Source organism: Streptomyces sp. NBC_00878 (assembly GCF_026341515.1).
In the GTDB taxonomy this organism is placed as follows: Bacteria; Actinomycetota; Actinomycetes; order Streptomycetales; family Streptomycetaceae; genus Streptomyces.
Genome location: NZ_JAPEOK010000001.1, coordinates 6855273 through 6876902 on the forward strand (window position 1 = coordinate 6855273; position 21630 = coordinate 6876902).

Consider the following 21630-nt stretch of genomic DNA (forward strand, 5'->3'; position numbering starts at 1 on the left):
CCCCCTAGACATTCGCAGGCGTATCAACAGGCCCCCGCCACCACATCATCCACATACCTTATAGACATGGTGTACCGGCCTTCCGGTTGCATGATGCCCCCCTCGACATCCGTTCATGAACGGGGCCCCTAATCCCCGCCATCTGGACGCAACCGGTTCCAAGCCCCCAACTGCCCTGTAACCGCAGCCTCTTGTTGCCCAGGGTTCTACGCCGTGCTTCATGATCGCAAGATGCGAAACACGGTGTTTACCGGTCATACACGTTCATTGGGGTGTCTGATGGTCTCGTTCGGTGCGCTTGTGGTCAAGCGTGTACGGATGTTGCCGAAGTGTTCTCTTATCGTGTCCTCGGCCCTGGTCGCATCGCCGGAGCGGACCGCGTCGAGGATCGCCCGATGCTGCCGGCAGGTGACCTTCGGATCCTGCGGCAGCCCCATGAGATCCGTGCGTACGCGGTGGAAGGCGTCCCAGAACGCCTCCAGGAGTTCGCTCAGCAGAAGGTTGCCCAGGCCCCGGTAGAGAGTGGCGTGAAACGCGCGGTCGGTCTCCGCGAGACCGGTTCCCTCGGCGGCTTCCGCTTCCATGCGGTCCACCAAGGTGGTCAGCTCGACGAGATCGTCCGGCGGGACCCGGCCCGCGAGCCGGACGATCAGCCCGGTCTCCACGGCCTCGCGCAGCTGGAGGAGCTGGAGGAGGCTGTCCTCGCCGCGGTAGTGCCCGGCGACCGTGCGGAAGGCGAGGCCCTCGATCATCGGGGCCATGGACATCGGCCCGACGTACGTGCCGAAGCCGTGCCGGATCTCGACGATGCCCATCGCCTGGAGTGCCTTCAGCGCCTCGCGCACGGAGTTGCGGCTGGCGCCGAGCAGCGCCATGAGCTCGGGTTCGGTCGGCAGTACGGCGCCCGAGGGCAGCCGACGGTCGATGATGAGCTTCTTGATCCGCTCCTGGAGGTCGCGCGCCATGGCCAGAGGGTAGCGGGCCGAAAGGCTTCGGCCATATGCCGAGGTGTTTAGTCACATCTGGCGAAAAGGGTCACGGTGTACCGCTTCATGAGGTAAGGCGTTATGAGGTACGGAGTCATGCGGTGCCGTGCGGTGCCGTGCGGTGCCGTGCGGTGCCGCGCGGAGTCGCGCGGTACGGCGAAGGGGTCCCTCGCTGGTGCGAGGGACCCCTTCGGTCGGTGCGCCGCCAGGGACTCGAACCCCGGACCCGCTGATTAAGAGTCAGCTGCTCTAACCAACTGAGCTAGCGGCGCGCGCTGACCCGAGAACTCTAGCGGAACCTTGCAGGTGCTTTCTGCCATGGCTATGGGGGGTGCCGCTGGCGGTTCGGGGGTGTGCGCGGGTCTGTCGTGGCTGGTCGCGCCCCGCGGCGGAGCCGCAAATAGACACAGCCCCGCGCCCCTGAAAGACGGGGCTGCGCCCCTGTCTTTCGTTTTTAGGGGCGCGGGGAACTGCGCGACCAGCCCCCACCGGGCCGCAGGAAGGAAACGACCCCATCGCCACCACCCCCTCTCCGTCATTCAGACCGTCAACATGCGATACCCGGTGACAGTTGAGAAACTGACGGACGTGCAGAAGCGCGGACTTTTCGACCAGCAGGGTGAGGGGAATCGCATGGCCGCTCCGGTATTCGAGGAATTCGATCCCGAGAGCGACTGCGACTGCCCCGGATGTACGCACTGGCGGCATGTGCTGCCGCATTCCACGGCCCCCGGCGCCGCCGGATTCGGCGGTCACCCCGCGGCCCACCGCGCGCTCGTCGTGGCCGCGGCCGCCGGGACGGCACTCGGCGCCGGCCACGCCGTACCGGCCGTCGCGGCCGCCGCGCACGCCCCGCTGCAGCCCGGCGTCCCCGCGACCGACGAACCCGACACCCCCCAGGGCGGCGAGGCCCCGCTGCACGGCCCCGGCGGCGTTCCGGCCAAGGTCAAGGCACCTCCGACGACCCGGGCCGAGATCATCAACCGGGCCAAGGAGTGGGTCGCCGCGGAGGTGCCCTACAGCATGAGCGCGTACTGGTCCGACGGGTACCGCCAGGACTGCTCGGGCTTCGTCTCGATGGCCTGGAACCTCGGCGGGAACGAATGGACGGGTAGTCTCGACAAGTTCGGCGTCCGGATTTCCCGGGAACAGCTGGAGCCCGGTGACATTCTGCTGTTCCACAATCCGGCGGACCCCGTGAAGGGGTCGCACGTCGTGATTTTCGGCGGCTGGACGGACTACACGCAGGACTCTTACGTCGCGTACGAGGAGGCCCGCCCGCAAGCCCGCAAGCAGGCCACTCCGTTCGCCTACTGGAAGTATCCGGACCGCTATCTGGCGTATCGCTACAAGGGGCTGAAAGTGGGAACGGGAGGTACGGGAGGTACGGGAAGTACGGGAAGTACGGCCGGTACGGCGGGCACCGGGGATACGCCGGGTACGGGGGATACAGGGGATACGGGTCAGGTTTCCCCGGCCGCGCCGAACACATCGGACGGCCCGTCCGCCCCGTCCGCCCCGTCCGCCTCGGCCGCGCCGTCCGCCCCTGCCACCCCCGTCACCTATCCGGTGAGGAATCCGGCCGCGGTTCCCTACCCGGGCGCGGCGGCCTTCGGGCCCGGTGCGAACAACGCCTACGTCACCCGGCTGGGGCGGATGCTCATCGCGCGGGGCGCGGCCTCGTACTACACGGCCGGGCAGCCGGGACCGCGCTGGTCGGACGCGGACCGCAGGGCCACCCACGCGTTCCAGCGGGCGCAGGGCTGGACGGGGGCGGCCGCGGACGGGTTCCCGGGGCCGACGACCTGGTCGTATCTGGTGAACGACAAGGGCCGGGACATCGTCGCCCCGAGCGGCGGCAGTCCCGGCGAGCCCGCGCGCCCCCCGGCCGGAGGCGTCGCCTCGCACGGCGTCCCCGGCTACCCCGGGCGGGCGTTGTTCCGGCCGGGCGCCAGCAACGAGTACGTCACCCGGCTCGGGAAGCAGTTGGTGAAGAAGGGGTTCGGCAAGTACTACACCCAGGGGCCGGGACCGCGCTGGGGCGAGGACGACCGGCGCAACGTCGAGGCGTTCCAGCGCGCGCAGGGGTGGCGCGGCGGGGCGGCGGACGGCTACCCGGGACCGGAGACCTGGCGACGGCTCTTCTTCTGAGGGCCCGGACGGTCCGGTTCCGAGGGTGTGGATGGCTCGGGCGGTCCGGGCGGTCCGGGCGGTTCGGACAGTTCTTCCTGGCGCGGAGGCGCGGAGGCGCGGAGGCACGGAGGCACGTATGAGTACGACGACTGAACAGTCCCCGGAGTTCGAGGGGACCCCAGAAGCGGGTGGCCGGGAGGCGGGTGGCCGTGGGGCGCGGCTCATCCACAACGAGGCGACCACCGAGATCCCGGTCCACCTGCTGTTCCGCGACGAGCCCGAGCCGGTGTCCGTACCGCTCGGGCCCGCCGTCGTGAGCCGGCGGCGCGATGGGGGTGCCCCCATTCGAGCGCAGCCGAGAAAGGGGGACGGCGAGCAGCCGAGGGTCACCCGGCGGACACCCGCCCCGGTGCGGCCGCGGCCGGTGGTGGAGGTCGACCCCGATCTGGTGGAGCGGCCCGCGGGTGTCCTGCCGGGCGTGGCCGGAGTGCTGGCGGGTGCGGCCGGCGCGGCCGGGTGCGTACTGGCGTCGTGGTGGGCGGGTGTGCTGCCGCCGCTCGCCGCGGACGTGCTGGGGCTGCCGGCGCGTACGGGTGCCGGGCTCGGCGGGCCGCAGTGGGCGGCGCTCGCCGGGGCCGGAGCGCTCGCCCTGTTCGGGTTCGGCGGGCTGGCCCGCGGCCGTACCGGACGCGCCTGGGTGCTCGACCTGTTCGGCCGCTACCGGGGCACGGTCCGGCGTACCGGGCTCATGTGGGTGAACCCGCTGGTGCTGCGCCGCCGGATCGACGTACGCCTGCGGCACTGGCGCAGCGACCCGATGCCGGCGGTCGACGCGAACGGGATCGCGCTCAGGGTCGTCGTGCTCGTCGTCTGGCGGGTTCGGGACACCGCGCGCGCCGCGCTCGGCGTCGAGGACCACCAGCGGTATCTGCGCGAGTGCGTGGAGGCGGCGCTCGCCCGGGTGCTCGCGCAGCTGCCGGCCGATGTCGCGCTGAACTCGCCGAGGGCCGCCGAGTCCGCGACCCTGCGCAACACCGAGGCCGTCGGCGACTCGCTGACCCGCATCGTGGCCGCGGACGCGGCGGCGGCCGGCCTCCAGGTGTTCTCCGCGCAGCCGCTGCGCGTCGAGTACGCCCCCGAGGTCGCCGCCGTGATGCTGCGCCGCCGGATCGCGGCTCTCGACGCCCAGCACCGCGACAAGGTCCTCACCTCGGTCGTCGACTCCGTCGAGGACACGGTGACCCGGCTGACCGTGCGCGGGCTCGTCGAACTCGACGACTACGAGCGCAAGGCACTGGTGAAGGACCTGACGGTGGCGTTCTATACGGGACATGGAGATCGCTGACCGCCGCACCCCCGCCGGAGAACACCACACCCCCGCTGGACACCTCACACTCGCCGGGCTCGCCTCGGACGCCTGGAGCCTGACCGACGGAACACCGCGCGCCGTACTGGGTCTCGCCGGCCCGCCCGGCGCGGGCAAGTCGACCCTCGCCCGCGCCCTCGTCGCACACCTGGGAGAAGGGGCCGCCTACCTCCCGCTCGACGGCTTCCATCTCTCCAACGCCCAGTTGGAGCGCCTCGGCCTGACCGCCCGCAAGGGCTCCGAGCCGAGCTTCGACGTGTGGGGGTACGTCGACCTGCTGCGCCGGGTCCTCGACGAGACCGGCCGCGACATCTACGTACCGGACTACGACCGCACGCTCGACGAGCCGGTCGCCGCCCGGCACGTGGTGCCTCCGGAGGCCCGGCTGATCGTCACGGAGGGGAACTATCTCGCCTGCGACCTGCCCGGGTGGCGTGAGGCGTATGTGTTCATGGGGGAGTGCTGGTACGTCGAGGCGCCCGGGGACGTGCGTCAAGTGAGGCTGGTGGAGCGGCAGTTGGCGGGTGGGAGAGATGAGGTCCGGGCTCGGGACTGGGTCGCGACCAACGACGATCCGAACGGCGAACTCGTGGAGAAGTCCCGGGACCGCTGCCAGCGAATCCTGTCCACGATTGGTATGGACATGTTCAACAATCAGCAATAATCTGGGACTTGGTCTAGACCTGCAAAGCTCACGGAAATTCCCCCACGTTCTCCAGGAGCGGCAGTATGCGGAAAAAGACGAAGTTGTACGCCGCGGTGCTGGGCCTCGCGACCACGGGAGCGTTCGTGCTCTCCAGTGGTGGGGCCACCGGCCACGGCTACACCGACCTCCCCATCAGCCGGCAGAAGCTCTGCCAGAACGGCGCCGTGACCAACTGCGGTGACATCCAGTGGGAGCCGCAGAGCGTCGAGGGGCCCAAGGGCTTCCCGGCGGCCGGGCCCTCGGACGGGCAGATCTGTTCCGCGAACCACGGCAACTTCGGCGCGCTCGACAGGGCAACGACGCCCTCGGGCGGTGCCTGGCCGACAACGAAGGTCAACGGCGGGCAGAGCTACACCTTCCGCTGGCAGTTCACGGCCCGGCACTCCACGACCGACTTCAAGTACTACGTCACCAAGAACGGCTGGAACCAGAACGCTCCGCTGACGCGGTCCGCGCTGGACACCGCTCCGTTCCTGACCGTCCCCTTCAGCGGCCAGCCGCCGGCGACGCTCTCGCACAGCGGCACCCTGCCGTCGGGCAAGAGCGGTCACCACGTCATCCTCGCCGTGTGGACGATCGCTGACACGAGTAACGCGTTCTACGCCTGCTCGGACGTGACGTTCTGACCGCACTCCGGTCGTCCGTCGCGTAACTCTGAGCATCTGTTGAGGCTCTTGCCCACCCCCCACGGGTAAGTTCCACGCACGTCGACATGACCATGACGGCGTGCGTGGAGCTGAACCGAGCATCGGGGGATGTCGATGGACCTCATGTTCTATGCGGTGCCGAGCCTGATCATGGCCGTCACCCTCTTCCTGGCGGTCAAGGTGATCCGCCGGGCGCTGGAGCTCAGGCGTGTCTGGAACAGCGGGCTGACCGCGGAGGCGCGCTGCCTGCGCACGTACACGACGACCAGCGGCGGCAGCGGCGACTCGTCCGTGCGCACGACGCTGCACCACGTCTACGAATTCACGGCCCGGGACGGGCGCAGCATCCGTTTCGAGGAGGAGGACGGGCCGGGCACGACGGTCGAGGGCGACATCGTCGTCGTGCACTACGCCGAGGGCGAGACGGTCAAGGCCACGGCCCAGGCGCCGGGCCACGTCAAGAACGCGGCCTCCACCGTTGCCCTCCTGGTGTTCCTCTCCGTGGTCGTGGCGTTCTGCGCCGGTTTCATGGTCACGTACACCGAGGCCTTCGCCGGGAGCGAGTCCTCCGACTCCCAGGTGAACGAGCCTCCCTCGATCGACGACCAGCCGTTCGACGGCTCGGTGTACGACGAGCTGCCGTGACCCTCCACATCTGACGGTCCGTCAATTATGGTGCGCCCCCATGGGATCCAGGAGCGTGGGGGCGGGCGGGGCGGGCGCGCGGACCGTCGCGGAGCTCGTACAGGAGCGGTGGGGCGACCACCGGCCGGGGCTGTGGTTCGAGGAACGGTCCCTGACACATCACGAGGTGGCCGCGGGAGCGGCGGCGCGGGCGGCGCTGCTGGGCGACCTGCTGCCGCGCGGCGCCGAGCCGCATGTGGGGGTGCTGCTCGACAACACCCCCGAGTATCCGCTGTGGTTGAGCGCCGCGGCCCTCGCGGGTGCGGCCGTCGCCGGGATCAACCCGACCCGCCGCGGCCCCGAACTGGCCCGCGACATCCTGCACACCGAGTGCCGGGTCCTGGTCACCGAGCGGGCGCACCTCCCGCTCCTCGACGGACTCGAACTCCCGGGCCTGCGACTGCTGGTGACCGACACCGAGGCGTACGAGCACCTGCTCGCGCCGTACGCGGACGCGCGCCCCGGGCCGCTGAAGGCCACCCCGGAGAGCCGCCTCCTCCTCTACTTCACCTCCGGCTCGACCGGGGCGCCCAAGGCGGCGATCTGCTCGCAGGGGCGGCTCGCGGCGGCCGGACGGTCGCTGGTCGGCCACTTCGGGGTGCGCGCGGACGACGTGCACTACGTCTGCATGCCGATGTTCCACGGCAACGCGGTCATCGCGGACTGGGCGCCCGCCCTCGCGGCCGGCGCGGGCGTCGCCCTGCGGCGCCGCTTCTCGGCCTCGGGCTTCCTGACGGACGTACGGGCGTACGGGGCCACGTACTTCACGTACGTGGGACGGGCCGTGCAGTACATCCTGGCCACCCCGCCACGGGCCGACGACCGGGACAACCCGCTGCGCACGGGCTTCGGGACGGAGGCGGGGGCGGTGGACGCGGCCGCCTTCGAGGAGCGGTTCGGGGTGCGGCTGGTGGAGGGGTACGGGTCGTCCGAGGGCGGCGCGGCGATCCAGCGGACGCCCGGTGGGCCGCAGGGGGCGATCGGCCGGGCGGCACCCGGGGACGACCTCGCGGTGGTCGACCCGGTGAGCCGGGCGGAGTGCCCCGCGGCGGCCTTCGGAGCGGACGGCAGGCTGCTCAACGGCCACGATTCCATAGGGGAGTTGGTGAACCGCGGACCCAACCCCTTCGAGGGCTACTGGCGCAACGAGGCGGCTGAGGCGGCCCGGCAGCGGGAGGGCTGGTACTGGACCGGGGACCTCTTCTACCGGGACGCCGAGGGATTCCTGTACTTCGCGGGGCGAACGGACGACCGCCTCCGCGTGGACAGCGAGAACCTGGCCGCCGCGGTGATCGAGAACATCCTCGCCCGCTACGGGGACGCCGCCGCTGTCGCCGTGTACGCGGTGCCGGACCCGGTGGCCGGCGACCAGGTGATGGCGACGCTGGCGCTACGGGAGGGAACGGACTTCGACCCACTCCGCTTCGCCGAATTCCTCCTGGCCCAGCCGGACCTGGGCACCAAGATGGCCCCCCGCTTCATTCGGGTCATGGCCCGCATCCCGGTCACCGCCACCAACAAGATCCACCGGGTCGGCCTGCGGCGGGAGGGCTTCCGGTGCACGGACCCGGTGTGGTGGCGCCCACCGGGGGAGCCGGCGTACCGGCGCCTGGACGAGGCGGACCTGGCGGGGCTGATGGCGCGGTACCGGGAGCGGGGGCGTGAGGAACTGCTGGTGCGGTAGGGCTGTGTGTGGGGGAGAGGGAGCTGGCCAGGTAGGTACGGCCGGTGCGGCAGGGCTGTGCGGCAGGGCTGGACCGGGAATGGCCACGCCCGGTCGGCCCTATCGTCGGTTGCGCCGCAGCAGCGATCCGAGCGCCAGGCCGGCACCCAGGCCGATCAAGGCCCCCACCGAGGTCCGCCATGCGGGCGACGTCCCCGCGGCGGGCACGGCAGGCGGAGGGGTGACAACCGGCGAGCGGGTCGGTGGTCCGGAAGCGACAGCGCGAGCGTGCTCCTCGCCCACGATGGCCAGGAAGCGACGACCGACACGGCTTCCGGACGAACTGGCGATCCACGAGGCGTGAGCCCGGCTCCAGTAGTGCCGCCCGGCCTCGCCGGTGAACATCCCGGCGAGCATGTCCCGCAGCAGACTCTCGCGAATGGTCCCGATCTCGAAGCCCATCCAGGCGTAGTTCATCATCAGGTCGGCATAGACGTGCCGCTTCCGCTGATCGGGATCGACGATGTCCGTGTCGCCCCAGACGGGCTGGTAGAGCGGCATGTCGTCAAGCTCCAGGCGGACCAGCTCAAGGTAGTAGCTGCGGATCCCCTGGACCTGATCCGCCCTGGCCTGCCGGTTCTGAACGACCAGGGAAACGGCGACACCGGCCAACGCCAGCGCCGAAACGATCGCCGAGGTGAAGCCGTACGCCGCCCCGATCTGACTCAGCCTGTTCCAGTCCACGCCTTTGGAGCCGGAAATCTCCTCCAGCACGAAAGGCGACAGCAGCACCACCGCCAGCGCAACCGCCACAGCGGCGACGAGCGCCACAACTCTGCCGATCCGGTGAACCACCGCTGCACCCCTGGACCCATGACGAACCAATGAAACGACCAAGGGCGTCCTCCCCAAGGGGAGAACGCCCGGATCGTAGATGGTGCGCCGCCAGGGACTCGAACCCCGGACCCGCTGATTAAGAGTCAGCTGCTCTAACCAACTGAGCTAGCGGCGCATGACTCTCGCCAACCGCTTTTCGCGGCTGGCGACAGAGAAAATACTACCTGGTCCGTGAGCGTGCTTCGGACCATGCCCATGTGCTCCGGGCCACTCGGAGCGCAGCTCAGGCCGGGCGGGCGGGGCATGTAGGTCAGGTAGGGCGGAGCATGTAGGTCAGGCAGGCGGGCGGTTCGGGCTGCTTCGGCGTTGGTTCAGATCGCCAGTGAGAGCAGTACCGGTGCCGCGCCACGGTTCAGGGTGTCCGCCGCCTCGCGCAGTCGGTGGGCGTGGGACAGCGGGAGGGAGAGGGCGAGGCAGCCCACGGCCGAGCCGGCCGTGATGGGGACCGCCGCGCACACCGTGCCGACCGCGTACTCCTGGAGGTCGAGCACGGGCACGGTGGGTGCCTGGGCGTCGAGCCGGGACAGGAGCACCCGCTCGTTCGTGATCGTGCGTGAGGTGAGGCGGGCCATCCGGTGACGGGAGAGGTGGTCGCGCCGGGCGTTGACGTCGAGCTGACCGAGAAGGCTCTTGCCGATCGCGCTGGCGTGGGCCGCGGAACGGAAGTCCACCCATTCGTTGACCGCCGGGGTGCCCGGGCCGTCCGCGCACTGGGCGACGTGGATCTCGCCGTCCACGTACCGGCTCATGTAGACGGCGGCGCCGACCGAGTCGCGCAGCCGGTCGAGGTTCCGCTGGAGCTGGGCCCGCAGGGCCTCGTCCCGGTCGTGCGCGGAAACCAGCCTGCGGAGGGCCGCCCCGGTGACGTACGCCCCGTCGGCGATCTGCTCGACGTACCCCTCGCGGCGCAGCATGCGCAGGAGCGCGGTGAGGCGCTCCTCGCCGAGGCCGGTCAGGCGCGCGAGTTCGGTGTCGGTGACGCCGGTGGTGTGCCGGGCCGCCACGGTCTCCAGGACGCGCAGGGCGTCCTGGGCCGAGTGGTGCGGCACGGTCGGCTCGTGCTTCAGCGCCATGGATTGGGTCCCCCCTGCGCTTTTCGGCCCGGCTTGCATGTCGGCGCGTTCGTATCAACGCGTTGACATCAACACAGCCCGGACGGCCGGGCCCCCTCCACGATAACTGCCAAGAGGCGTACGGGGAGGGGGTGTTGGCGAGATTGGTGGCGTGTTCCAGCCCCTCAACAGCGGGGCATCCGTATGGCATATGCCAAAGTCATGTCCCAGTCGCTCCGCCTCGGACCCTGCCGTCTTCACTTCTTGAACGCCGACAGTGTGCAGCCCCTGAAGGATTGTGGTGCTGCTCCAGAAGGACTCCTCGCAGGACTCCTCGCAGGGCTACAGCACCGCGCCCAGGAACTCCCGCGTCCGCTCGTGCTCCGGGTCGCCGAAGATCTTCTCCGGCGGGCCGGACTCCAGGACCCGCCCCGAGTCGAACATCAGCACCTGGTCCGAGATGTCCCGGGCGAAGTTCATCTCGTGGGTCACGCAGAGCATCGTGATGTCGGTGGTGCGGGCGATGTCCCTGAGCACGTCGAGGACGCCCGCGACCAGTTCGGGGTCGAGCGCGGAGGTCACCTCGTCGAGGAGCAGGACCTGCGGCCGCATCGCCAGGGCCCGCGCGATCGCGACGCGCTGCTGCTGGCCGCCGGAGAGCTGGCTCGGGTACTTGTCGACGTGCTCGGTCAGCCCGACCAGTTCGAGCAGTTCCCGGGCCCGCTCCTCGGCCGCGTCCTTGGACATGCCGAGCACGGTGACCGGCGCCTCCGTGATGTTGCGCAGCACCTTCATGTTGGGGAAGAGGTTGAACTGCTGGAAGACCATCCCGATGTTCTTGCGGACCTCGCGGATGTGCTTCTCGCCGGCCGGGACCAGCTTGCCGTTCTTCTCCTCGTGGGTGAGGTAGTCGCCGTTGACCTTGATCGTGCCCTCGTCGGGCTTGGCCAGGGTCATCAGCAGCCGCAGGATCGTCGTCTTGCCGGAGCCGGACGGGCCGATCAGCGTGACGTGCTTGCCGGAGGCGACGGAGAAGTCGAGCTCGTCGAGCACGGTGTTGGCGCCGAAGCGCTTGGTGACCTTGTCGAAACGGATCAGCTCGCTGCCGTCCGCCGCCGGGTTGGCGTCGGAGTTGGCGTCGGGCTCTTTCATCAGAGGGGTGTCAGCGGACAAGACGTCGCTCCAGGGCTCGCATGAGGAGGGAAGCCGGATAGGAAATGAGGATGAAGGCCACGCCGATGACCGTCAGAGGCTCGGTGAACTGGAAGTTCTGCTGCGAGAACAGCCGCGCCTCGCCGAGCATGTCGAGGACGGTGATCGCCATCAGCATCGGCGTGTCCTTGAGCATCGAGATGACGTAGTTGCCCAGCGCGGGCACCACCCGGCGGATCGCCTGCGGCAGGATCACCGCGGTCCACGTCCGGGTCATGGGCAGGTTCAGTGCCGTGGCCGCTTCCCACTGGCCGGCCGGCACGCCCTCGATACCGGCCCGGTAGACCTGCATCGTGTACGTCGAGTAGTGCAGCCCGATGGCGACGACACCGGTGGTCATCGCGGAGAACGTGATGTTCCACTCGGGCAGCACGTAGAAGAGGAAGAACAGCTGCACCAGCAGCGGGGTGTTCCGGACGAACTCCGTGACGACCCCCACCGGCCAGCGCACCCAGCGGCTCGGCGTCCGCATCAGCAGCGCCCACACCAGTCCGAGGGCGAAGGAGATCAGCGAGCCGAGCACCAGGGCCTGCAGGGTGACCAGCAGTCCGTCCCAGAAGTGCGGCATGAAGTCGCCGACCGCGCTCCAGTCCCATTTCATGAGGCACCTCCGCCCGCGCCGACTCCGGTGGTCTCGGGCCGGGGCATCGGAACCTTGCCGCCGCGCTCCGGCACCCTGCCGATCCCGGCTTTCAGCCGCTTCTCCAGACCGCGCATGACCCGCGTGAGCAGGAAGGCGATCACGAAGTAGATCAGCAGGATGTACGTGTAGATCTCCGCGCTCTCCTGCAGCGCGAGCCGCACCAGGTTGCCGCTGAACGCCAGGTCGCCCATGCCCATCACGGACACCAGGGCCGTGCCCTTGAGCAGCTCGATCAGCAGGTTGGAGAACGGCGGGATCATCTCCGGCACCGCCTGCGGCAGCAGGATCAGCCGCAGCCGCTGCCAGGGCGTGAAGCTCAGCGCGATCCCGCCCTCACGCTGCGCCGGGTCGACGGAGTTCAGGGCGCCGCGCACGATCTCGGAGCCGTACGCCCCGTAGGTGAGACCCAGTGCGAGGGTGCCCGCCCACATGGGGACCAGCTGCCAGCCGAAGGCCGGCGGCAGCACGAAGAACACCCAGAAGATCATGATCAGCGCGGAGGTACCGCGGAACACCTCGGTGTAGAAGCCCGCGAGGAAGCGGACGATCCACAGCCGGTGGGTGCGCGCGATACCGACCACGAAGGAGACGGCCGCGGCCAGCAGCGCGCTGAACACCAGCAGCTGGACCGTGACCCAGATCCCCTTCAGTACGAGTTCCCAGAGTCCCGATGTCATCCGCCGCACAACTCCTTCGCGGTCATATCGGTCATCTCGTTCTTGGTGAAACCGAAGGGCTGGAGGATCCGGAACAGCTCACCGCTCTCCTTCAGCTTCCTGAGTTCCACGTTGAAGGCGTCCCGCAGCTTGGTTTCCGTCGGGCGGAACGCGAAGCCGCCGCCGTCGACGTGCGGCTTGCCGTCCACGAGTGGCGCGAACGGCTCGGTCGACTCCGCCTTGCGGGACTTCTTGACGACCTCGCGGGTGGTCAGCGCCGTCCCCGCGAAGACGTCGACACGGCCCGCCTCGACGGCGTTCAGACCCGCGACCTGGTCCGGCACGATCAGGATGTCGCTCTCCTTGTACCCGGCGTCGACCGCGTACTGGATCTCCGCGTAACCGGTTCCGGTCGCGAACTTCGCCTTCGACTCCACGACGTCCTTGTAGTCGTGCAGGTCCTTCGGGTTGCCCTTGCGCACGATGAAGGAGTCGAGCATCTGGTAGTCGGGGTCGGAGAAGATCACCTGCTCGCAGCGCTCGGCGTTGATGTACATGCCGGCGGCGACGACGTCGAACTGCTGGGAGTTCAGACCGGGGATGAGCGAGCCGAACTCCGTGGGCACGGGCTGGACGCTGTCCACCCCCAGCCGCTTGAAGATGACCCGCGCGAGTTCCGGCGCCTCGCCGGTGAGCTCGCCGTTCTTGTCGATGTAGCCGAAGGGGATCTCGCCGGCGATGCCGAGACGTACGACACCCTGGGCCTTCAACCGGTCCAGGAGATCACCGCCGTCCTTGCCGGACGCCGTGGCCACGCGGCTGCATCCGGCCGCGCCGAGCGCACCGAACGCCGCGATGCCGGCCAGCACCGACCGGCGGCCGGCACTGTGTTTGCGTCGTTCCGCGGAAGCTTCTTTCTCGTCGTTCCCAAGTGGTGGAGCCATGGCCGCGCGGCTACCCGGGACGATGCGAGTTATGCGGATCCATTTGCGCCCCGTTTGCGAAGGGCCCTCTTGACCCGGGGTGGACCATGGAAATCATGACCGACCGCTACATCGACGTGACCCTGTCCAAGCGTGGAGTCCACTGCACGGCGAAGCTGCTCGACGACCGCGCGCCGATCACCTGCGAGGCCGTCTGGAACGCGTTGCCGCTGAGCAGTGACGTGTACCACGCGAAGTATGCCCGCAATGAGATCTACGCCCTGTTCCCGGCGTTCGCACCGGCCGAACCGCCGCTGGAGAACCCGACCGTAACGCCCATTCCGGGCGACCTCTGCTATTTCTCCTTCTCCGGTACGCAGCTGGGTACGCAGGCGTACGGGTATGGCTCGGGCGCCGGAGTCCAGGCCGGCGCTCCGGTGATCGACCTCGCCCTGTTCTACGAGCGGAACAATTTGCTGCTCAACGGGGATGTGGGGTGGGTCCCGGGGATTGTGTGGGGGCAGGTGGTGGAGGGGCTGGATGCGATGGCTGAGGCGTGCAATGACCTGTGGCGTGCGGGTGCGCTGGGGGAGACGTTGAGCTTCTCCCGGGTCTAGGGGCGGGAGGGCTGAGGGGTGGCGGGGAGCTGCGGGCCGGTGGGGGGCTGGCCGCGCAGTTCCCCGCGCCCCTAAAAAGCAGGGGGCTGCCGGCACCGCCTGCCTTTAGGGGCGCGGGGAACTGCGCGACCAGCCACGACGGACCCGCAGTCGAATCACCGGCCTTCCAGCGGAGCGCCCGGCGGGGCGATTCCGCCGAGCCCCGCCTCGTACAGCGCGTGAGCCGTCCGCAGGACCAGCGCGTCCTGGTGACGCGCCCCCACGATCTGAAGGCCGACCGGCAAGCCGGTCTCATCCGTGCCGACCGGGACGGTCGCCGCAGGCTGCTGCGTCATGTTGAAGGGGTAGGTGAAGGGCGTCCAGCCCGTCCACCGGCGGTGGCCCGAGCCGCGAGGAACCTCCGTGCCCGCCTCGAACGCGGTGATCGGGATCGTCGGAGTGACCAGCACGTCGTACGTCTCGTGGAAGAGGCCCATCCGGCGGCCGAGTTCCATGCGGACATCCACCGCGGCGAGGTAGTCCAGCGTGCTGGACCGGGCCCCCAGATCGCAGATCTCCCGCAACCCGGGGTCCAGCAGTTTCCGCTGGTCGGGGCCGAGTCGCTGGGTGACCCGGGCCGCCCCGCCGAACCACAGCACGTGGAACGCCTCGACGGGATCCGTGAAGTCGGGGTCGGCCTCCTCGACGTACGCCCCGAGGGCCGCGAGCCCCTCCACCCCGCGCCGCACCGCCGCGGCGACCCCGGGCTGGACAGCCACCTGCCCGCCGAGGGACGGCGAGTACGCGACCCGCAGCCCCCGCACACCGCCCGCCAGTCCGTCCACGAACGAGCCGCTCACCGGGCCGAGTTGCGACCAGTCCCGTGGGTCCGGACCGCTGATGACGTCCATCATCAGCGCCGCGTCGGCGGCGTCCCGCGTCATCGGCCCGACGTGCGCCAGCGTGCCGAAGGCGCTCGCGGGATACAGCGGCACCCTCCCGTACGTCGCCTTCAGGGCGAAGATCCCGCAGAAGGCGCCGGGGATACGGACGCTGCCGCCCCCGTCCGTGCCCAGCGACAGCGGGCCCGCGCCCAGCGCGACGGCCGCCGCGCTGCCGCCGCTGGACCCGCCCGAGGTGCGCGAGGGGTCGTACGGGTTCCGTGTCACGCCCGACTGCGGTGAGTCAGTGACGCCCTTCCAGCCGAACTCGGGTGTCGTCGTCCGGCCGAGGAACACGGCCCCGTGCTCGCGCAGCCGGGCCACGGAGGGCGCGTCCTCGTCCCAACGGCCCTGCGGGGAGATCGTTTTGGAGCCCTTCAGGGTCGGCCCGCCACGCATCAGCAGGATGTCCTTCACCGAGACCGGCACCCCGTCGACCAGCCCGGCCGGCTCGCCGCGCCGCCACCGCTCGGCCGACTCCCGGGCCTGCGCGAGGGCCTCGTCCCCGTCGACGCGTACGAACGCGTTCACCGCGGGCTGGACCTCCTCGGCCCTGCGCAGCGCGGCCCGCACCACGTCCACGGGGCTGAATTCGCCCTTGCGGTATCCCTCGACGAGTCCTACCGCGGTCAGCTCGGTGAGCTCGGTCATCCGCCCCTCCAACGTGCTTCAGTGAACGTGCTTCAGTGGCCAGGTACGTATCCACGCTGCTTGTCGACGACGTTCGGCAGCGGCTTGCCCGCCTCCCAGAGCTCGTACAACTCCACGAACTGCGTACCGAGTTCGTCCCGCCAGCCCACCGTGTCCCCGCTCATGTGCGGCGACACGATCAGACCCGGGGCCTCCCACAACGGACTGTCGGGGCCCAGCGGTTCGTGCTCGAAGACGTCGAGCGCCGCCCCCGCGATCCAGCGGCTCGCGAGAGCCTCGGCCAGCGCTTCCTCGATCACAAGCTGCCCGCGCCCGACGTTCACGAAGCGTGCCGACGGCTGCATCAGTCCAAAACGCCGCGCGTCGAACATCCCGTACGTGTCCTCCGTCAGCGGCGCCGCGGACACCACCCAGTCGGCGCGGGCGATCAGCCGGTCGAGGTCCTCCGGGCCGTGCACCCCCTCGCGCGCTGTGCGCCCCACGAGCGCCGTCGTGATGCCGAGGGCCTTCAGGGTCCGCTCGATCGCGCGCCCGATCGGCCCGGAACCCACCACGCACGCGCGCGTGCCCGCGATCCGCTGCGACTCGCGGTGCCGCCACTCCCGCGCCCGCTGCAACTCCCAGGTGCGCGGCAGATCCTTGGCCATGGCGAGGACGAGCGCGGCCACGTACTCCGCGATCGGCTGGTCGAAGACGCCGCGCGCGTTCGTCACCAGCGTGTCGGACGCGGCGAGTTCGGGGCACATCAGGTGGTCCACGCCCGCGCTCGCCGTGTGCACCCAGCGTGGTCGCGGGCCCTCGCCGGGCCAGGCCCGGCGCACGGCGTGCGAGGCGAAGTCCCAGACCAGCAGGACGTCCGCGGAGGGCAGGAGCGCGGCCAGCGAGGACTCGTCGGCGTGCTCGATCCGCACCCGGCCGGTGAGCCGGCCGAGCCGGGGCGGCGGCTCGGCGTCGAGCACCAGGAGGGTTGTCTTTTCGGCCAGGTTCGGGGGCGTGGCAGAGGTCATCGGGGGGAAACCATTTCGCAACGAGGGTCCGCTTCTCTGGTATCTGGACGCTGGACGCCGGGCTCTGAGTGCTTGCGGGACATCGGCCGAACCGTCTGGGACCGGCCGTCGGGCCGGGGGCGCACAGCCGTCTCAGATGCGCGGATTGACCACGCTCGCACCGGAACCTACCTTCGTCAACAAGGGCTAGTTTCCGTGGGAATCCCGGAGTCCCGTCCGTTCCCCTGTCCCGACGTCCCGGCACGCGCCGGCTTGTGTCCCCCCGGCCTCCCGGCCGGTCACCACCGCTCGCTCGACCTGAGTTTGGGGCTGCTCATGGACGTCTCCTTCCTTGGTGGACCACACCCTCAACGGGGTGTCGGTGTCGTCGCTCCCTTCGACTTCGCCCTCGACCGCGAACTGTGGCGCTGGGTCCCGGACGAGGTCTCACTCCACCTCACCCGTACCCCGTTCGTGCCCGTCGAGGTCAGCCTCGACCTGGCCCGGCTGGTCAGCGAGCACGAGACGCTCGGCGACGCGGTGCGCGCGCTGAACGCCGTCGGGCCGGAGATCGTCGCGTACGCCTGTACGTCCGGCAGTTTCGTCGGCGGCATCCCGGGCGAGCGCGCGATGTGCGAGGCCATGACCCGGGCCGGCGAGATCCCCTCCGTGACCACGTCCGGCGCCCTCCTGGAGGCGCTGGAGGAGCTGGGCGCACGCCGGATCGCGCTCGTCACGCCGTACACCGTCTCCGTGACCCAGTCCCTGGAGGACTACCTCGCCGAGGCGGGCATCACGGTCACCGGCCGCGCCTACATGGGCCTGACCAGGCACATCTGGAAGGTCCCGTACCGCAACGTGGTCGACATGGCCCGCGGCGCCGTACGCGACCACGCGGACGCTCTCTTCATCAGCTGCACCAACCTCCCGACGTACGACGTCATCCCGCAGCTGGAGGCCGAGCTGCGCATCCCGGTGATCTCGGCCAACCAGGTGACGATGTGGGCTGCCCTGCGTCACCTGGGTACCCGGGCAGTAGGGCCGTACCAGGCACTGATCGACGAGTCGGCACGACAGCGACCCGTACCGCCGGTACCGCCCGCACTGCCGGAAGAACAGGAAGGTTGGGCATGACGGCTCTCGGATTTCTCTACCCGGGCCACTCGGCCGAGGACGACTACCCGCGCATCGAGCAGCTCCTTGGCAGCGACATCCGCCTCCACGTCGTCCACACGGACATCGGTGAGGACGCCCATCGCGTGGACGCGCTGCTGGAGATGGGCTCGGCGCCCCGTCTCGCCGCCGGGATCGAGGATCTGCGCCTGTCCGGTGCCGAGGCGGTGGTCTGGGCCTGCACGAGCGGCAGTTTCGTCTACGGCTGGGAGGGCGCCCACGACCAGGTCCGCACGCTGGCCACGACGGCGGGACTGCCGGCCTCGTCGACGTCCTTCGCGTTCGCCCACGCGGTACGGGAGCTGGGGGTGAAGCGGGTCGCGATCGCGGCGACGTACCCCGACGACGTGGCCGTCCTCTTCGGGACCTTCCTGAGTGACGCGGGCCTGGATGTCCTCGGCGTGCGCAGTTCCGGGATCATCACGGCGGCCGAGGTGGGCACGTGGGGTGAGGCGGAAGTGCTGGCCCTGGCCCGCGCGGGTGACCATCCGGAGGCGGAGGTTGTCCTCCTGCCCGACACGGCCCTCCACACGGCCTCCCACATCCCGACCCTGGAAAAGGAACTGGGCAAGCCGGTCCTCACCGCGAACCAGGTCACGGTCTGGGAGGCGCTACGCCTCACAGGCCGCCGCGTGAACGCCCGCGAACTCGGCGCCCTCTTCACACGGGAGCCGATCGTCCAGGTGTGACGGGCCCGGCGGGGGCGGCGGGGGCGAGGGAATAAGCGGAGCCCCCCTCCTGTTAGGGCACCGCGGACAGCGCGACGTACCAAACAGGAGGAACCCGTGGCGGCACCGGACCACACCACCCCCACCGACCCCGACGAGATCAGGGCGGAGGCGAAGGGCACCGCCCCCGTCCCCCTCTCCGTCCTCGACCTGGTCACGGTCGGCGCGGGCCGTACCGCGAGCGACGCCCTCCGCACCAGCGTCACGCTCTCCCGCCTCGCGGAGGACAGGGGATTCCACCGCTACTGGGTCGCCGAGCACCACTCCATGCCAGGCGTCGCCTCCACCTCTCCCGCCGTGATCCTCGCCCACCTCGCCGCCCACACGACCCGCATCCGCCTCGGCTCGGGCGGCGTCATGCTCCCGAACCACGCCCCGCTGGTCATCGCGGAGCAGTTCGGCACGCTGGAGGCGATGGCTCCGGGCCGCATCGACCTGGGCCTCGGCCGGGCCCCAGGGACGGACGGCCCCACCGCCGCCGCCCTCCGCCGCACCGACCGGCTCAACGAGGGCGCGGACGACTTCCCCCAGCAGCTCGCGGAGCTCACCCGCTTCCTGGACGACGACTTCCCCGACGGCCACCCCTACGCCCGCATCCACGCGGTCCCGGGACCGATCCAGGCGACCTCCCCCGGCGGCGTCCAGTCCCCGCACCGCCCTCCGGTCTGGCTGCTCGGCTCCTCCGGCTTCAGTGCCCGTCTCGCGGGCGTCCTCGGCCTGCCCTTCGCCTTCGCGCACCACTTCTCGGCGCAGAACACCGTCCCGGCGCTCGACCTCTACCGCGAGTCCTTCCAGCCGTCGGCCGTACTCGACTCGCCCTACGCCCTGATCGGCGTCTCCGCCCTCGCGACGGACGACGAGAAGGAGGCCCGCCGCCAGATCATGGCCGCCGCGCTGAACATGGTCCGCCTGCGCACCGGCCGCCCCGGCCTGGTCCCCACCCCGGAGGAGGCCGAGGCGTACGAATTCAGCCCGATGGAGCGGGAGTTCGTCGACTCCTGGAACGCGAACGTCATCCACGGCACCGCCGACGAGGTCCGCTCCGGCCTCGACGACCTCCAGAAGCGCACCGGCGCCGACGAGTTGATGCTCACCTCCAACGCCCACAGCGGGGACGTACGCCTGCGCTCCTACGAACTGATCGCGGACGCCTACCAGTTGCCCACGATCGGCCGGCCTCAGGTCTGAGGGACCGCCGCCGCCGTCAAGAGCGCGGAGATACGATCCGGCGCCACCGGCCGGGAGTACAGCCACCCCTGGCCGGTGTCGCAGCCGATGCGCCGCAGCCGGGACGCCTGGCCCGCCGTCTCCACGCACTCCGCGGTGACCGTCAGACCGAGCCGGTGCGCGAGCTGGATCATCGCCTCGACGACGACCTCGTCGGCCGGGTTGGGCGGGGCCGCGGAGCCGTCGCCGCTCTCGTACTGGAAGCCGCGCACGAACGAGCCGTCGAGCTTCAGGACCGAGACCGGCAGCCGGCTGAGGTAGGCGAGGTTCGAGTAGCCCGTGCCGAAGTCGTCGATGGCGATGCGTACGCCCATGTCGCTCAGCGCCTGGAGGGCCTGGAGCGGGCGGCCCGCCGAGCCCATCACCGCTGACTCGGTGAGCTCCAGTTGGAGGAGATGCGGAGCGAGTCCGGTTTCCGCGAGCGTCGCCGCCACGTCCGCCACCAGGTCGGAGTCCCAGACCTGACGCACCGCCACGTTCACGCTGACGAAGATCGGTTCCGCGTCCGGGTGGTCCAGCTGCCAGCGGCGCGCCTGCCGGCAGGCGGTGGCGAGCACCCAGCGGCCCAGCTGCACGATCGAACCGTCCTCCTCGGCAAGTCCGATGAACCGATTCGGCGTCAGTGTGCCGAACTGAGGATGGTTCCATCGGACCAGTGCCTCGACCCCGCGCACCCCGCCGTCCTCCATGCATACGAGCGGCTGGTACTCCAGGGTGAACTCGCCCTTCTCGATGGCCGGGCGGAGGGTGGAGGAGAGGGCCTGGCGGGTCATCCGGTGGGCGTTGCGCTCCGGGTCGAAGAGCGTCCAGCGGGACTTGCCGTCGGCCTTCGCCCAGTACAGCGTCGTGTCGGCGGCCTGCATCAGACCGGTCGCGGTGGTGCCGGCCGCGTGCCGCTCGACGACACCGATCGAGGCCGAGACCGAGAGCCGCTGCCCGGAGAGGTCGAACGGCACCTGGAGGGACTTCAGTACGGAGTCCGCGAGGTCCGCGAGTTGCTCCGTACCCGTGGAGTCCTCGACCAGCAGGGCGAACTCGTCGCCGCCGAGCCGGGCGACCAGCGGGGTGGCCGGTCGCGCGTGCCCCGCCTCGTTCGCGCAGCGCGTCAGCCGCTCGGCGACGGCCGCGAGCAGCCGGTCGCCGACGCGGTGGCCGAGCGTGTCGTTGACCGCCTTGAACCCGTCGAGGTCCAGATAGCAGAGCCCGATCCGGCCGGTGCCGGACTCCTCGTACGACTCGACCTCCAGTGCGGCCGAAAGTCGCTCGAAGAACAGGGTGCGGTTGGGCAGCCGGGTCACCGCGTCGTGCATCTGCAAGTGACGTAGCCGGGCCTGTAGTTCGCGGCGGGAGCTGATGTCGGAGACCGAGAGCAGCACCGCGCGCTCCTCCTCGGGCAGCGGACTGACCGTCACCTGCGCCCAGAGGGAGTGGCCGTCGGGGTGTTTGAGACGTCGGGTGCAGCGGAGTCTGGCCTGCCGGCCGCGGAGCACCTCGCGGTACGCGTGCCACGTACGGGCGTCCGAGGCGAGGTCCACCAGGTCGGCGGCGATCCGGCCGGTCAGCCCTTCCGGACCCGCGCCGAGGAGCGCGGCCAGCGTGTCGTTGGCCGTCACGACCAGGCCGTCCCGGTCCACGACGGCCATCGCGAGGGGAGCGGCGGCGAAAGTGGCGCGGAATGTGCGGGCGCCGGCTTCGGCACCGGCACCAAAACCGGCCTTGGCACCGGTTGCGGCAGGGCGACCGGCGTCGGCGAGGGGGGC

Annotated in this window: 20 protein-coding genes and 2 tRNA genes; 10 read left to right on the top strand and 12 right to left on the bottom strand. The window is 70.3% G+C overall.

Annotated features, from left to right (window positions below; translation table 11 throughout):
• Positions 1-254: 254 nt before the first annotated feature.
• The gene (locus OHA11_RS29780; protein ID WP_266501644.1) at positions 255-965 is read right to left on the bottom strand and encodes a FadR/GntR family transcriptional regulator; all 711 of its coding nucleotides are present in this window, start codon (positions 963-965) and stop codon (positions 255-257) included.
• 219 nt (positions 966-1184) lie between these two features.
• Positions 1185-1258, bottom strand: a tRNA-Lys gene (locus tag OHA11_RS29785).
• Positions 1259-1619: 361 nt separating this feature from the next.
• Between OHA11_RS29785 and OHA11_RS29790 the strand changes: the two genes are divergently transcribed.
• The 6 genes from OHA11_RS29790 to OHA11_RS29815 all read left to right on the top strand — a co-directional run bounded on the left by OHA11_RS29790 (position 1620) and on the right by OHA11_RS29815 (position 8206).
• Positions 1620-3137, top strand: coding sequence for a peptidoglycan-binding protein (locus tag OHA11_RS29790; protein ID WP_266501646.1), 1518 nt, complete (start codon positions 1620-1622; stop codon positions 3135-3137).
• 118 nt (positions 3138-3255) lie between these two features.
• The gene (locus tag OHA11_RS29795) at positions 3256-4464 is read left to right on the top strand and encodes an SPFH domain-containing protein (RefSeq protein WP_266501649.1); all 1209 of its coding nucleotides are present in this window, start codon (positions 3256-3258) and stop codon (positions 4462-4464) included.
• Positions 4451-5149, top strand: coding sequence for a nucleoside/nucleotide kinase family protein (locus OHA11_RS29800; protein ID WP_266501651.1), 699 nt, complete (start codon positions 4451-4453; stop codon positions 5147-5149). Before OHA11_RS29795 ends, OHA11_RS29800 begins: the two co-directional genes overlap by 14 nt.
• Positions 5150-5214: 65 nt before the next feature.
• Positions 5215-5817 (top strand): lytic polysaccharide monooxygenase, encoded by a 603-nt coding sequence (locus OHA11_RS29805; protein ID WP_266501652.1) that lies wholly within the window; start codon positions 5215-5217, stop codon positions 5815-5817.
• A gap of 135 nt (positions 5818-5952) precedes the next feature.
• Positions 5953-6483 carry a hypothetical protein gene (locus OHA11_RS29810; RefSeq protein ID WP_266507564.1) on the top strand — a complete coding sequence of 177 codons (531 nt, stop codon included), beginning with the start codon at positions 5953-5955 and terminating at the stop codon, positions 6481-6483.
• A gap of 40 nt (positions 6484-6523) precedes the next feature.
• Complete coding sequence (locus OHA11_RS29815) at positions 6524-8206, top strand: AMP-binding protein (RefSeq protein ID WP_266501653.1); 1683 nt, start codon at positions 6524-6526, stop codon at positions 8204-8206.
• 99 nt (positions 8207-8305) lie between these two features.
• Here the strand turns inward: OHA11_RS29815 and OHA11_RS29820 are convergent, their stop codons facing one another.
• The 7 genes from OHA11_RS29820 to ehuB form a co-directional block, all read right to left on the bottom strand.
• Entirely contained in the window at positions 8306-9040 is a 735-nt protein-coding gene (locus OHA11_RS29820) for a DUF6082 family protein (protein ID WP_266501656.1), read from the bottom strand.
• Between the two features lie 80 nt (positions 9041-9120).
• A tRNA-Lys gene (locus OHA11_RS29825) sits at positions 9121-9197 on the bottom strand.
• A gap of 196 nt (positions 9198-9393) precedes the next feature.
• Positions 9394-10155 carry an IclR family transcriptional regulator gene (locus OHA11_RS29830; protein WP_266501659.1) on the bottom strand — a complete coding sequence of 254 codons (762 nt, stop codon included), beginning with the start codon at positions 10153-10155 and terminating at the stop codon, positions 9394-9396.
• 321 nt (positions 10156-10476) lie between these two features.
• Positions 10477-11286 carry an ectoine/hydroxyectoine ABC transporter ATP-binding protein EhuA gene (ehuA, locus tag OHA11_RS29835; protein WP_266501662.1) on the bottom strand — a complete coding sequence of 270 codons (810 nt, stop codon included), beginning with the start codon at positions 11284-11286 and terminating at the stop codon, positions 10477-10479.
• A 10-nt stretch (positions 11287-11296) separates the two neighbouring features.
• The gene (gene ehuD / locus OHA11_RS29840; protein ID WP_266501665.1) at positions 11297-11947 is read right to left on the bottom strand and encodes an ectoine/hydroxyectoine ABC transporter permease subunit EhuD; all 651 of its coding nucleotides are present in this window, start codon (positions 11945-11947) and stop codon (positions 11297-11299) included.
• A complete protein-coding gene (gene ehuC / locus OHA11_RS29845; protein WP_266501667.1) occupies positions 11944-12666 on the bottom strand; it encodes an ectoine/hydroxyectoine ABC transporter permease subunit EhuC in 723 nt (240 codons plus the stop codon). Before ehuC ends, ehuD begins: the two co-directional genes overlap by 4 nt.
• Positions 12663-13589 (bottom strand): ectoine/hydroxyectoine ABC transporter substrate-binding protein EhuB, encoded by a 927-nt coding sequence (gene ehuB / locus OHA11_RS29850; protein ID WP_266501668.1) that lies wholly within the window; start codon positions 13587-13589, stop codon positions 12663-12665. Before ehuB ends, ehuC begins: the two co-directional genes overlap by 4 nt.
• A gap of 95 nt (positions 13590-13684) precedes the next feature.
• On the opposite strand from ehuB, the gene OHA11_RS29855 reads away from it, so the two are divergent.
• Complete coding sequence (locus tag OHA11_RS29855; protein ID WP_266501671.1) at positions 13685-14185, top strand: DUF3830 family protein; 501 nt, start codon at positions 13685-13687, stop codon at positions 14183-14185.
• 155 nt (positions 14186-14340) lie between these two features.
• Here the strand turns inward: OHA11_RS29855 and OHA11_RS29860 are convergent, their stop codons facing one another.
• Together OHA11_RS29860 and OHA11_RS29865 are read right to left on the bottom strand one after the other, a co-directional pair.
• Positions 14341-15756 (bottom strand): amidase, encoded by a 1416-nt coding sequence (locus OHA11_RS29860; RefSeq protein ID WP_266501673.1) that lies wholly within the window; start codon positions 15754-15756, stop codon positions 14341-14343.
• 32 nt (positions 15757-15788) lie between these two features.
• On the bottom strand, positions 15789-16763 hold the full coding sequence (locus OHA11_RS29865; protein ID WP_266501676.1) for a D-2-hydroxyacid dehydrogenase: 975 nt from the start codon (positions 16761-16763) through the stop codon (positions 15789-15791).
• Between the two features lie 315 nt (positions 16764-17078).
• Here OHA11_RS29865 and OHA11_RS29870 point away from each other — a divergent pair, with 315 nt between their 5' ends.
• The 3 genes from OHA11_RS29870 to OHA11_RS29880 all read left to right on the top strand — a co-directional run bounded on the left by OHA11_RS29870 (position 17079) and on the right by OHA11_RS29880 (position 19831).
• Positions 17079-17876: an aspartate/glutamate racemase family protein gene (locus tag OHA11_RS29870; protein WP_266501679.1), complete on the top strand. Its 798-nt coding sequence runs from the start codon at positions 17079-17081 to the stop codon at positions 17874-17876.
• Positions 17873-18604, top strand: coding sequence for a decarboxylase (locus OHA11_RS29875; RefSeq protein ID WP_266501680.1), 732 nt, complete (start codon positions 17873-17875; stop codon positions 18602-18604). The genes OHA11_RS29870 and OHA11_RS29875 overlap by 4 nt, the downstream gene beginning before the upstream one ends.
• 96 nt (positions 18605-18700) lie before the next feature.
• Entirely contained in the window at positions 18701-19831 is a 1131-nt protein-coding gene (locus tag OHA11_RS29880; protein ID WP_266501682.1) for an LLM class flavin-dependent oxidoreductase, read from the top strand.
• On the opposite strand, the gene OHA11_RS29885 is transcribed toward OHA11_RS29880, so the two are convergent.
• Positions 19822-21513: a bifunctional diguanylate cyclase/phosphodiesterase gene (locus tag OHA11_RS29885; RefSeq protein ID WP_266507565.1), complete on the bottom strand. Its 1692-nt coding sequence runs from the start codon at positions 21511-21513 to the stop codon at positions 19822-19824. The two genes, OHA11_RS29880 and OHA11_RS29885, sit on opposite strands and share 10 nt — an antisense overlap.
• Positions 21514-21630 lie beyond the last annotated feature (117 nt).